At 61.4% G+C, this 12816-nt stretch carries 12 protein-coding genes; 7 read left to right on the top strand and 5 right to left on the bottom strand.

The features are described from left to right. Nucleotides 1-41: 41 nt before the first annotated feature. The 5 genes from AC3IX4_RS02660 to glcC all read right to left on the bottom strand — a co-directional run bounded on the left by AC3IX4_RS02660 (nucleotide 42) and on the right by glcC (nucleotide 4497). Nucleotides 42-566, bottom strand: a complete 525-nt coding sequence (locus tag AC3IX4_RS02660) for a gamma carbonic anhydrase family protein (protein ID WP_489259110.1) — start codon at nucleotides 564-566, stop codon at nucleotides 42-44. Nucleotides 567-579: 13 nt separating this feature from the next. After that, entirely contained in the window at nucleotides 580-1764 is a 1185-nt protein-coding gene (locus AC3IX4_RS02655) for a CaiB/BaiF CoA transferase family protein (RefSeq protein WP_489259109.1), read from the bottom strand. An 18-nt stretch (nucleotides 1765-1782) separates the two neighbouring features. After that, nucleotides 1783-2703, bottom strand: a complete 921-nt coding sequence (locus AC3IX4_RS02650; RefSeq protein WP_489259108.1) for a hydroxymethylglutaryl-CoA lyase — start codon at nucleotides 2701-2703, stop codon at nucleotides 1783-1785. 109 nt (nucleotides 2704-2812) lie between these two features. Further along, nucleotides 2813-3724, bottom strand: coding sequence for a LysR family transcriptional regulator (locus AC3IX4_RS02645; RefSeq protein WP_489259107.1), 912 nt, complete (start codon nucleotides 3722-3724; stop codon nucleotides 2813-2815). Further along, nucleotides 3724-4497: a transcriptional regulator GlcC gene (glcC, locus tag AC3IX4_RS02640; protein WP_489259106.1), complete on the bottom strand. Its 774-nt coding sequence runs from the start codon at nucleotides 4495-4497 to the stop codon at nucleotides 3724-3726. Before glcC ends, AC3IX4_RS02645 begins: the two co-directional genes overlap by 1 nt. 209 nt (nucleotides 4498-4706) lie before the next feature. On the opposite strand from glcC, the gene glcD reads away from it, so the two are divergent. The 7 genes from glcD (at nucleotide 4707) to AC3IX4_RS02605 (ending at nucleotide 12711) form a co-directional block, all read left to right on the top strand. Next, nucleotides 4707-6206, top strand: coding sequence for a glycolate oxidase subunit GlcD (glcD, locus tag AC3IX4_RS02635; protein WP_489259105.1), 1500 nt, complete (start codon nucleotides 4707-4709; stop codon nucleotides 6204-6206). Next, on the top strand, nucleotides 6206-7261 hold the full coding sequence (gene glcE / locus AC3IX4_RS02630) for a glycolate oxidase subunit GlcE (RefSeq protein ID WP_489259104.1): 1056 nt from the start codon (nucleotides 6206-6208) through the stop codon (nucleotides 7259-7261). Before glcD ends, glcE begins: the two co-directional genes overlap by 1 nt. A 10-nt stretch (nucleotides 7262-7271) precedes the next feature. After that, the gene (gene glcF / locus AC3IX4_RS02625; RefSeq protein WP_489259103.1) at nucleotides 7272-8498 is read left to right on the top strand and encodes a glycolate oxidase subunit GlcF; all 1227 of its coding nucleotides are present in this window, start codon (nucleotides 7272-7274) and stop codon (nucleotides 8496-8498) included. A 23-nt stretch (nucleotides 8499-8521) separates the two neighbouring features. Next, the gene (locus tag AC3IX4_RS02620) at nucleotides 8522-8926 is read left to right on the top strand and encodes a heme-binding protein (protein WP_489259102.1); all 405 of its coding nucleotides are present in this window, start codon (nucleotides 8522-8524) and stop codon (nucleotides 8924-8926) included. A gap of 31 nt (nucleotides 8927-8957) precedes the next feature. Continuing rightward, nucleotides 8958-11129 (top strand): malate synthase G, encoded by a 2172-nt coding sequence (locus tag AC3IX4_RS02615; protein WP_489261193.1) that lies wholly within the window; start codon nucleotides 8958-8960, stop codon nucleotides 11127-11129. A 533-nt stretch (nucleotides 11130-11662) separates the two neighbouring features. Continuing rightward, nucleotides 11663-12010 carry a DUF6124 family protein gene (locus AC3IX4_RS02610; RefSeq protein WP_489259101.1) on the top strand — a complete coding sequence of 116 codons (348 nt, stop codon included), beginning with the start codon at nucleotides 11663-11665 and terminating at the stop codon, nucleotides 12008-12010. A 353-nt stretch (nucleotides 12011-12363) separates the two neighbouring features. Beyond that, a complete protein-coding gene (locus tag AC3IX4_RS02605; protein ID WP_489259100.1) occupies nucleotides 12364-12711 on the top strand; it encodes a DUF6124 family protein in 348 nt (115 codons plus the stop codon). The last annotated feature ends 105 nt before the right edge of the window (nucleotides 12712-12816 follow it).

Below are 12816 nucleotides of genomic sequence, written 5' to 3'. Positions count from 1 at the left end.
GCCTGGGCGCCTTCGGTTGTATCAGCGGTTTCGGGTGGCGCTCAATCCAACCTGACCAGCCGGTGTTTGTAGCGCTGTGCCCGCTCGACGTATTCGGTGGCGTTGACGTGCATCCGGCTGATGGCCGCTTCATCCAATTCGCGCAGCACTTTGGCCGGCGCGCCGACGATCAGCGAGTTGTCCGGGAAGACCTTGCCTTCCGTCACCACGGCACCGGCGCCCACCAAGCAGTTCTTACCGATCACCGCACCGTTGAGGATGACCGCCTGAATGCCAATCAAAGCCCCCTCGCCGATGCTGCAACCGTGCAACATGGCCTGGTGGCCAATGGTCACGTGGGCGCCGATGTGCAGCGGGTAGCCGGGGTCGGTGTGCAACACCGCGCCTTCCTGCACATTGCTGCCCGAGCCGATGTCGATCACTTCGTTATCACCGCGCAATACCGCCTGGGGCCAGACGCTGGTGTTCTCGCGCAGCACCACGTTGCCAATCACGGTGGCGTCGCTGGCGACAAAGGCACTGGCATGAATGTCGGGAGCGCTGTCGTCAATCTGGTAAATCGCCATGGGAATTCTCTCGTCAATCGTCGGTTCGGAACACGCCAGCCGCGCGCAGTTCTTCGATCTGTGCCTCGCTGTATCCCAGCCCTTGCATGACTTGACGGGTGTGCTCGCCAATGCGCGGGATCGAACGGCGCGGTTGCAGGCGGTCGCCGTCCAGCGACAGCGGCAGCAGCGGCATATCGGTGTAAGAGCCGTCTTCAAGCTCCAGCTGGGCCAGCCCGCCGCTCTGCTGCAGATGAGGGTCTTCGAACAGTTCTTCGGGTCGACGAATCGGTGCGAATGGAATGCCGTTGGCCTCCAGCTGCACCGCCAACGCCTGGGCGTCCATGTTGGCGAACACTTCGGCCAGGTGTGCCAACAAGCGCGGACGCTGCAGGACTCGGTCGTTATTGGTTGCAAGCGTCGGGTCCGCCATCAGGCCCGGCTGATCAAGCAGCCGGCACAAGGTGCTCCACTGCCCTTCGCCGGTCGCAGCCACAAACATCTGCTCTTTACCTGCGAACTCGAACACGTCGTAGATCGCCCAGGCACTGATGCGATTGGGCATGGGGGCAGCGGCTTCGCCGGTCACCACGTACTGCTGCATATGCTGGGCGGCCAGCAGCACGCAGTTCTCGTACAACGCGCTTTGCACTTCCTTGCCAACGCCTGTGTGATTGCGCTCGTTGAGCGCCGCCAGCACACCAATGGCACCGAACATTCCACCCATGATGTCGTTGACCGAGCTGCCGGCACGCAACGGCCGCCCCACCGGCCCGGTCATATAGGCAAGGCCGGCCATCATCTGCACCACCTCATCCAGCGCCAGGCGCTTGTCGTAGGGGCCACTCAAAAAACCCTTGTGGGAGGCATACACAAGCTTGGGATTACGCTGGCGCAGGCTGTCGTAGTCCAGGCCCAGCGCCTTCATGCGCCCAGGCTTGAAGTTCTCGATAAAGACATCGCTACTGTCGATCAACTCCAGTACGGCCGCGCGGCCTTGAGGGTCGTCCAGGTCGACGGCGATGCTTTGTTTGTTGCGGTTGAACGTGCGAAAGAAGCCTGCGCCGGCACCGAGCAGACGGCGGGTGCCATCACCGCGAACGGGCTCGACCTTGATGACCTCGGCACCCAGGTCGCCGAGGATCATGCCGCAAGTAGGGCCCATGACCATATGGGATATTTCGACGACGCGAATGCCGTCCAGAGGCAGTTTCGACATGCTGTGACTCCGGTTGATTCAGCGGGCAGAAGAGTAATTGAGCGGCAGGCCAGCACGGGCGATGTAGCCGTACAGCGGGTCATCGGGCAGCGATTGCTTGAGCACTTCGCGCACGGCGATCAGCTTTTCAAGGTCAATACCGGTCTGGTAACCCGAGCCCTGGAGCATGAACACCAGGTCTTCAGTGACCGCGTTGCCCGAGGCTCCCGGCGCAAATGGGCAGCCGCCCAAACCTGCTAGCGAGGCATCGAGCTCGCGAATGCCTTGCTGGGCCGCCACCAGGCTATTGGCCAGCGCCAGCCCTCGGGTATCGTGAAAGTGCGCGGCCTGCAGCTTTTCCCCGGCAATGGCGCGCACCGCCTGCAAGGTCTGGGCGACCTGGCCTGGGGTGGCGTAGCCGGTGGTGTCGGCCAAAGAAATAAAATCGCAGCCGGTTTCCAGCACCTGGCGGCTCAGCGCGCACAGGTCCGTCAGTGGCACATGCCCTTGACGTGTGCAGCCAAACGCCACTGACATGCCAGCAATCATTTTCACGTTGCTGTCGCGGCTTTGACTACGCAGCTCACACATGCGGGCGAATTCCTCGACCATCTGGATCGGCGTGCGACGCACGTTCGCCAGGCTGTGGGCGGAGCTGACCGAGATGGGTGCAACGATCCTGTGAGCGCCAGCAACCAAGGCGTTTTCAACACCGCGCAGGTTAGGCGCCAACACTGTGACAACCAGGTCAGGGAAGGTCAGGGCGTGGGCTACGACGGCTGCGGCATCGGCCATCTGCGGCAGCAGTTTGGCGGGGACGAAAGAAGCAACTTCCATATGTCGCACGCCGGCCGCGTAGGCCGCATCGATCCAGCGTTGCTTGTCGGCGGTGGGCATGATGCTGTGCAGGCTTTGCAAGCCGTCACGCAGGCCCACTTCATTGATGATTATTGTTGTCATGAGTGGCTCTCAGGCTGTGATGCGTGGGCTTAGCCTAGAGAGCCGCCTGTGAAGCGAAAAGACGTTATTCACGGCTGCATCCATCGTCAACGGAGATGGATGCACAAGTTCAACTGACGCAGGCTGGCACGGGTACACGCGCCAACAAATGATTGAGCAGGCGCCTGGCCGACAAAGACAGCGAATCGATGTCACGCACACAAATGACAAACTGCCCTTTGGCCCAATCATCGAGCAACGGAATGACTTTAAGCCCGAATAATTCGGTGTAGCGGCTGACGGCTTCCTGAGGAAAGATCACCAAGCCAAGCCCGGCCTGGACCAGTCGGTTGGCCGCATCGAACGACGACACGTAGCTGCGAAAACGCAATTCGCGGCCTTGCTCGCGCGCGGCTCGCTGCATGAATCCATTCAGCGTGGCGTAGGCCGAAAGCCCCAGATGCTCGTAATCCAGCGTCTCGGCGAAGCTGATGCACTCAAGCTCGGCCAAGGGATGCTTGTGGTTCACCACCACGGCCAACTGGTCAGTACGGTAAGGAATGAACTCCAGCTCGCCCACGGCCATCGACTGCCGGCAGATCCCCAGGTCCGCATTGCCTTCAGCCACACCACGCACGACATCAGGGCTGAAGCGCTCTTCGATATCGACCTGGATGTGTTCATTGGCCAACAGGAAATCAGACAAATCCTCCGGCAAAAACTCCATGATCGACGAGATATTGGCCAGGATCCGCACATGCCCCCGTGCCCCTTCGGCGTACTCACTCAGTTCGCCCTGCAGCCGCTCTATGTCGCGCATCAACAACCTGGCATGACGGAGCAAAGCCTGGCCTGCCGGAGTCGGCTCAACGCCGCGCTTGCTGCGAATCAGCAAGGGCGTACCGATGGCCGACTCGATATCGGCAATCCGTTTGCTGATGGCCGACGGCGCAATGAACTCCCGCTCACTGGCGCGAGTGATGGTGCCTTCTTCGCATACGGCGATGAAGTGACGAAGCGAAACCGGGTCTATCTGCCACATCAACTCCACCCCTCCAACCGCAATGTCGCGCGGACCAGCCGCTGCTCTTCCTGCTCGATATCCTTGAGGCTGTCGCGGATGCCATGGATATGACTGCGCGCTGCCCGCTCGGCCTGTTCGGGCAAACGCTCGATGACCGCGTGATACAGCTTGGAATGCTGGCGATCCAACTGCTTCATGCTCAGGGGCCGGTGATAGAGGTTATTGACCGAGGCGAACACGGTGCTGAGCATCAGGTCGGTCAGCGATTGCAAGGTATGCACCAGCACCGGATTGTGTGAAGCCTCGCAAATTGCCAGGTGGAAGGCATGATCCAGCCGGGCATGCTCCTGGGAGTCCAGCCCTTTGGGCGACTCATGGGCGGCGAGCATTTCTTCATAGCGCCGGCTGATCATCACAAAGTCCGCCTGGGTGCCGCGCAGGGCCGCCAGGCGCGCGGACTCGCCTTCGAGCAGCGCGCGCACTTCAAGCAAGTCATACAAGGTACGTGGCTGCGAACTGAACAGGTGCATCAGCGGGCTGGCGTCCGGGCGCCCCGAGAGCTGCGCCACGAACGAGCCACGGCCCTGGCTGGTGTCGATGATGCCGCGCCCACGCAGTATCCGCAGCCCCTCACGCAGCGCTGATCGGGATATCCCCAGTTTGTCGCACAAGCGCCGCTCCGAGGGCAGCGCCTGGCCGACCTTGAGCACGCCATCGACGATCAATTGCTCGATGCGTTCGGCCACCACATCGGCCAACTGCCGCCGTTCCTTACCCACTTCCAGAGCCATTCGCATCTCCTTTCAACTGGTAGGACCAGCTATGGATGAGCTGATCGCCTTCAGTGCTAGATCCTCCCCAGCATAGGTTTGCTCTGGGCTTGATGGAATAGCCAATGTCATGACCTTCGCAAAAACTGGTAGGACCAGTGAGTAGAACGTTGGACGCGGCACAAATTTCGGGCGGATGATCACTGAACAATAAAAGCATCGAGCCTGCCATGAACATTCTGTATGACGAGCGCGTCGACGGGGCGCTGCCACAGGTCGACAAAACGGCGGTACTGGCCCAGTTGCGTCAGGCTCTGCCGGACCTGGACATTCTGCACCTTGAGGAAGACCTCAAGCCTTACGAGTGCGACGGCCTCTCCGCCTACCGCACCACGCCCCTGCTGGTGGTATTGCCCGAGCGCATAGAACAGGTCCAGACCCTGCTCAAGCTTTGCCATGCACAGCGCATTCCCGTGGTTGCCCGAGGCGCCGGCACGGGCTTGTCGGGTGGCGCCTTACCATTGGAACAAGGCATTTTGCTGGTCATGGCGCGCTTCAACCGAATCCTTGAGGTGAACCCCGCCGGTCGTTTTGCCAGGGTCCAGCCCGGCGTGCGTAACCTGGCGATCTCCCAGGCTGCCGCGCCCTTCAACCTCTATTACGCCCCTGACCCTTCCTCGCAAATCGCCTGCTCCATCGGCGGCAACGTGGCTGAGAATGCCGGAGGTGTGCATTGCCTGAAGTACGGGCTGACGGTGCATAACCTGCTCAAGGTCGACATCTTGACGGTCGAAGGCGAAGCCATGTCCCTGGGCAGCGACGCGCTCGACAGCCCAGGCTTCGATCTGCTGGCGCTGTTTACAGGCTCCGAGGGCATGCTGGGGATCGTCACCGAAGTGACCGTCAAGCTGCTGCCCAAGCCGCAGGTGGCCAAGGTACTGCTGGCCAGTTTTGATTCGGTGGAAAAGGCCGGCCGCGCAGTCGGTGAGATCATTGCCGCCGGCATCATCCCAGGGGGCCTTGAGATGATGGACAACCTGGCCATCCGCGCCGCCGAGGACTTTATTCACGCAGGCTATCCGGTCGACGCCGAAGCGATCCTGCTGTGCGAGCTGGACGGCGTTGAGGCCGATGTCCAGGACGACTGCGAATGCGTGCGCGCGGTGCTCGAAAAAGCCGGCGCCACCGAAGTACGCCTGGCCCGAGACGAAGCCGAACGGGTGCGTTTCTGGGCCGGACGCAAGAATGCCTTCCCGGCCGTTGGCCGCTTGTCTCCCGACTATTACTGCATGGACGGCACCATTCCCCGGCGCGAACTGCCGGGGGTACTGCGCGGTATCAGTGAATTGTCGGCCGAGTACGGCCTGCGTGTGGCCAACGTGTTCCATGCCGGTGACGGCAACATGCACCCCTTGATCCTGTTCGATGCCAATCAGCCCGGTGAGCTGGAACGAGCGGAAGCACTGGGCGGCAAGATCCTCGAACTGTGCGTGGCGGTGGGCGGCAGCATCACCGGCGAGCATGGCGTGGGCCGCGAAAAGATCAATCAGATGTGCGCGCAATTCAGCCCTGATGAATTGACGTTGTTCCATGCCGTAAAGGCTGCTTTCGACCCCGCTGGCCTACTCAATCCCGGCAAAAACATCCCCACCCTGCACCGCTGCGCCGAGTTCGGTGCCATGCATGTGCACATGGGCAAATTGCCCTTCCCCGAACTGGAGCGCTTCTGATGAAATCGACCGATCGCGACAGCAGCGCCGAACTGCTGGACCAGGTCTGCGAGGCCATCGAACGGCACACGCCGTTGCGCATCCAGGGCAGTAACAGCAAGGCCTGGCTAGGGCGCCAGATTGAAGGGCAAGTGCTCGACACTCGCAACCACCGAGGCATCGTCAGCTACGATCCAACTGAACTGGTGGTGACCGCTCGGGCTGGTACGCCATTGGCCGAGCTGGAACAAGCCTTGGTTGAGAATGACCAGTTCCTCGCCTGCGAACCCCCACACAGAGGGCCGGGGGCGACCGTGGGCGGTATGGTCGCCGCGGGGCTGTCAGGCCCGCGACGCCCCTGGTCGGGCTCGGTGCGCGATTTTGTGCTGGGCACGCGGGTCATCACCGGCCACGGCAAGCATCTGCGTTTTGGCGGTGAAGTGATGAAAAACGTCGCCGGTTACGATGTGTCGCGCCTGCTCGCCGGCAGCTTGGGCTGCCTGGGCGTCTTGACCGAAGTCTCGCTCAAGGTGCTCCCACGCCCCCGCGCCAGCACCGGCCTGTGCCTGCAGATGAGTCGTGAATTGGCACTGGCCAAGCTCGCCGAATGGGGTCAGCAACCCGTACCCATCAGCGCCGCCTGCCATGACGGCGAGCGTCTGTACCTACGCCTTGAGGGTGGCGAAGGCTCGGTGAGCGCAGCCCGTGACCGAATAGGCGGCGAAGCCCTCGGTGCCGGATTTTGGCAAGACCTACGAGAACAACGCCTGTCCTTTTTCAAAGCATCAGACCCGCTGTGGCGCCTGTCGCTACCGCACAACACGCCCCTGCTGGAACTGCCAGGGCAGCAGTTGATCGACTGGGGCGGCGCTCAACGCTGGCTGGTCTCCAGTGCCGAACCTGCGCTGATCCGCGAACGCGCAGCCAGCGTGGGTGGACACGCCAGTTGCATGACGCCCTGCGATGACCCCTTCGCGCCATTGAGTGCCCCGCTGCTGCGTTACCACCAACAGCTCAAGGCCCAACTGGACCCGCACGGGATCTTCAACCCCGGGCGCCTGTACGCACACCTCTGAGGGCCACGCCATGCAAACACATCTGAGTGACCAGGCCCGCGCCCTGCCCCGTGGCGAAGAAGCCGAACGCATCCTGCGCTCTTGCGTGCATTGCGGCTTTTGCAATGCCACCTGCCCGACTTACCAACTGCTCGGCGATGAGCTTGATGGCCCTCGCGGGCGTATCTACCTGATCAAGCAAGTGCTCGAAGGCGCACAACCCAGCGCTCATACCCTGAAGCATCTGGACCGCTGCCTGACATGCCGCAACTGTGAAACCACTTGTCCGTCTGGGGTCCAGTACCACAACTTGCTGGATATCGGCCGCGAAGTGATCGAACAGCGCGTACCTCGCTCATGGGGCGAGCGCAGCCTGCGCGCTGGACTACGGGCAGTCGTGCCCCATGCGGGACTGTTCAAGGCATTGGTCAACAGTGGTGAATTACTCCGGCCTCTGCTACCCGACGCCCTGCGTGCCAAGCTGCCACGACAGATCCGTAAGGCTCGCCCGCGCCCCCAGACACAGCATCAACGACGTGTGCTGATGCTTGAAGGTTGCGTACAACCGGGCCTGTCGCCCAACACCAACGCCGCCGCGGCGCGCGTCCTCGATCGCTTGGGCATCAGCGTCGAGCCTGCTCGCGAAGCCGGGTGCTGCGGGGCTGTGGACTATCACTTGAATGCCCAACACACCGCCCTTGATCGCGCCCGCCGCAATATCGATGCCTGGTGGCCGTCTATCGAAGCCGGCGCGCAGGCCATCGTGCAAACCGCCAGCGGTTGCGGCGCGTTCATCAAGGATTACGGCCACCTGCTCGAAGGCGACCCCAACTATGCCTTGAAGGCCAAACGGGTCAGCGCACTGGCCAAGGACCTGGTCGAAGTGCTGCGCGACGCCCCCCTGGAAACGCTGGGCGTTCGCAGTGAACTGCGCCTGGCCTTCCATTGCCCCTGCACCTTGCAGCATGCCCAGAAGCTCGGGGGCGCCGTGGAGGACGTACTGACCCGATTGGGCTTTCATCTCACCGTCGTACCCGACTCGCACCTGTGCTGCGGCTCGGCTGGCACCTATTCGATCACCCAGCCGGCGCTGTCCCGCCAGCTGCGCGACAACAAGCTCAACGCCCTGGAAAGCGGCAAGCCGCACGTTATCGCCACCGCCAACATTGGCTGCCAGAGCCATCTCGACGGCGCCGGTCGCACCCCGGTACGCCACTGGATCGAGTTGGTGGATGAAGCCATGGCTGACCCTCTTTGAAACCTCATAACCCTGGAGTTGCCATGCACACCAAAGCCGTTCTCAGTCATCTCGACGTTGCCGCCATCTTGGCCACCGCCCGCGCCGAGGCCGAGCGCAATCACTGGGCCGTCAGCATTGCCGTGGTCGATGACGGCGGCCATCCCTTGGCCCTGGAGCGACTGGACGGCTGTGCGCCGATCAGTGCCTACATCGCCCTGGAAAAAGCCCGCACTGCCGCACTCGGACGACGTGAATCCAAGGGCTATGAAGAAATGGTCAACGGGGGGCGTACCGCCTTCTTGTCTGCACCGCTGCTGACCTGCCTGGAAGGCGGTGTACCGGTGCTGGTCAATGGCCAGGTCGTCGCTGCCGTTGGCGTTTCGGGCGTGAAACCCGATCAGGATGCGCAAATCGCCAAGGCCGGAATCACCGGCCTGGCCCTTTGAATTGAACACTGTCATCGAACTGGAGCTTGCCATGGGCAACCGTATTTCTCGCCAGCGCCTGCAGGTCGCTGAACATCTTGTACGTTTTATTGAAGACGAAGCATTGCCCGGTACTCATCTCGCACCGAATGCGTTCTGGAGCGCGTTCGACGCACTGGTCCACGACCTTGCACCGAAGAACCGCGCCTTGCTGGCCGAGCGCGACCGCCTGCAAGGGGCGCTCGATGACTGGCACCGCGCCAACCCAGGGCCGATTCGCGACATGGCCGCCTACAGGGCTTTTCTGGAACAGATCGGCTATCTGTTACCAGTGCCTGCGCAGGTGCAAGCAACCACCACGAATGTTGACCGTGAACTGGCCATCCAGGCGGGGCCGCAACTGGTGGTACCGATGTCCAACCCACGGTACGCGCTCAATGCCGCCAACGCTCGCTGGGGTTCACTGTATGACGCGCTCTATGGCACCGATGCCATTGCCCCAGAGGCGGGCACATCAAGCGGCCCTGGCTATAACCCTCAACGGGGGGCGAAGGTCATCGCCTTTGCACGCACCTTTCTGGACCGAGCTGCACCTTTGGCCGAAGGCTCCCATGCCGATGCCACCGCCTACCGTGTCGACGGTGGCCAATTACAGGTCTTGCTGGGCTCGCACGTTATCGGCCTGCGCAACCCCGATCAGTTTGTCGGCCATCGCGGTAATGGCGCATCACCAGAGGCCATAGTGCTGCGCAACCACGGCCTGCACTTTGAAGTCCAGATCGACCCCAACCACCCTATCGGCCAAACCGATGCGGCCGGGGTCAAAGACATACTGCTGGAAGCGGCACTGAGCACCATCCTCGACTGCGAAGATTCAGTCGCCGCCGTGGACGCCGATGACAAAGTCCAGGTGTATCGCAACTGGCTCGGCCTGATGAAGGGTGATCTGACCGAGCAAGTGCGCAAGGGCGACAAAACCTTCACCCGCCGCCTGAACCCGGACCGCAGCTACACAGCCGCCGACGGTTCCTCCCAGAGTCTGCCGGGCCGTTCACTGATGTTTGTCCGAAATGTCGGCCACCTGATGACCAACCCCGCCATTCTCGATAGCGATGGCCAGGAAATCCCCGAAGGCATCCTGGATGCCGTGGTGACCACCCTTGCCTCCTTGCACGACCTTGCGCAACGCCGTAACTCGCGTCAGGGCTCGATCTATATCGTCAAACCGAAAATGCATGGGCCGGCTGAAGTCGCGTTCGCCAACGAGCTGTTCGGCCGAGTCGAAGACCTGCTTCAACTGCCTCGAAACACATTGAAGATGGGCATCATGGATGAGGAGCGGCGCACCAGCGTCAACCTCAAGGCGTGCATCGCCGCCGCCTCGGCGCGAGTGGCCTTTATCAACACCGGCTTCCTCGACCGTACCGGTGATGAGATTCACAGCGCCATGGAGGCGGGTGCCATGCTGCGCAAGGGCGAGATGAAAGGTACGCCGTGGATCGCCGCCTATGAGCGCAACAACGTCCTGACCGGCCTGGCGTGCGGGCTACGCGGTAGAGCGCAAATCGGCAAAGGCATGTGGGCCATACCGGACCAGATGGCCGCCATGCTGGAACAGAAAATCGCCCACCCCAAGGCGGGCGCCAACACCGCTTGGGTGCCCTCACCCACTGCGGCCACCTTGCATGCGTTGCACTATCACCAGGTGGATGTGACGGCCGTGCAAATCGAACTTGAGCGTATCGACGTCGCCGCCGAGCGCGACACCCTGCTCAATGGATTGCTGACCATCCCGGTGGCCGAGTCACCGAACTGGAGCGCTTCGGACATCACCGAAGAGATCGAGAACAACGCCCAAGGCTTGCTGGGTTACGTGGTGCGCTGGGTCGAACAAGGCATCGGCTGCTCCAAGGTGCCGGACATCCACGACGTCGGCCTGATGGAAGACCGCGCCACCCTGCGCATTTCCAGCCAGCACCTGGCCAACTGGTTGCGCCATGGTGTGATCAGTCGCGATCAGATTATGGAAACCTTGGAGCGTATGGCTGCTGTGGTGGACAAGCAGAACGCTGGCGATCCGCTGTACAAGCCGATGGCGGCAGACTTTGACCAGTCGGTAGCCTTCCAGGCCGCGTGTGCGCTGGTGTTCCAGGGTTGCGAGCAGCCAAGTGGTTACACCGAACCGATTTTGCACCAGTTCCGATTGGCCTACAAATCAGCCTGACAGCGGCGATGCGATCTGTCTGCAGGAGCGCGGTGCTGCCAATCGCGAGCAAGCTCTGCTCCTACCCCCGAACGTTGGCGTGCGCGGGTAGGAGCAGGCTTTAGCCGCGATGGGCCGCGCAGCGGCCCCAGAGACCAGCGACATCTGCGATGCAAGCTTGCGAGGCTCCGTCGTTTTCATAATCGCAGGGGCCGCTTCGCAGCCCACGGAAAGCATGAGTCTTTAAACACTGATGAAATTGTTTGAAACCATGTTTGCAGGTTTGTTGTAGGACGCTTCTGATTCATACTCCGCGCCCCGCCAAGCGGTTGCGCCCTAACTTGCCCCACCCTACTCTTGGTCCGTCGTTGGCTTTCAACGACCGGATTTAGCAGTCCGAGGCATGTCGCAACGCTCCCATGTTTATGGCGGCTGTGCGTGGGGCATCTTCGGGTGCGCCGGGTTCCATGCCTCGGTCTGCTAACCCGCGTACAGCTGCCACCCCTCTCGTTTAGCAGCGAACGGTGTCAGCTCAACTTGCATGGGAGCTCCAAATGAAAAAGATCGTCCCTGATCCACCCGCCTTCGAACTGCTTGGCACCCTCACCGCCAGCACGAAATTCGGCGCCACCGATGTCAATTGCAACCACTTCTTCAACGTCAACGCTGGCATCTGCGGCGAGGACGCACTAATTCACGCCAGTCTCCTGCTCGACTGCGCTGAAGCCGCAGGCTGGGACACCGTGGACCACTTGACCAAGAACGACCGCAAGATGGTACTTGGCATGATTCAGAAAGTTGAAATGGGCAGGGCTTTGATTGATGCACTGCTCAAAGGGGTGGAAACAGCGCGCCAGCATGAGTCAATGCCGACGACTTCAGACATAAACAGCAGCCTTTAAAAAAGCAATGCTTGCGAGGGTGCGGCCCAGACCGCACCTTCACAAAAGGCTTAATGAAATTGTTTGCAACCATGTTTGCAGGTTTGTTGTAGGAAGCTTCTGATTCATACTCCGCGCCCCGCCAAGCGGTTGCGCTCTAACTTGCCCCTCCCTACTCTGGGTCCGTCGTTGGCTTTCAACGACCGGATGTCGCAGTCCGAGGCATAGCGCAACGCTCCCATGTTCAATGGCGGCTGTGCGTGGGGCACCTTCGGGTGCGCCGGTTTCCATGCCCCGGTCTGCGAACCCGCGTACAGCTGCCACCCATTCGTTTCGCAGCGAACGGTGCCAGCTCAACCGGTATGGAGCTGCACATGAAAAAGATCGTCCCTGATCCACCCGCCTTCAAACTGCTCGGCACACTCACCGCCAGCACCCCCTTCGGCGCCACCGACGCCAACTGCAATCCCTTCTTCAACGTCAACGCTGGCATCTGCGGCGAAGATGCGCTGATCCACGCAAGCCTTTTACTCGACTGCGCCGAAGCCGCCGGCTGGGATGCGATAGACCATCTAGACAAGAACGACCGCAAGATGGTGCTTGGGATGGTTCAGAAGATTGAAATGGGCCGGGCGTTGATTGATGCCTTGCTTAAAAGGGTGGAAATAGCGCGCCTGGATGAGTCAATGCCGACGACTTCAGACATAAACAGCAACCTTTAGAAAGCAAATCGTTCTGTTCGGTGGTGTACGCCGAGCCGTTATCGCTTAGCCATTGCACCAGCGCGGCGGACAGTTGCCCTAGTCCGCCCAAGGCCTTCCAATCTT

The sequence above is a fragment of the Pseudomonas sp. KH_021 genome, from assembly GCF_057838865.1.
The sequence above is the reverse complement of the archived record's forward strand: the minus strand, read 5'-3'. Positions and strand labels throughout refer to the sequence as shown.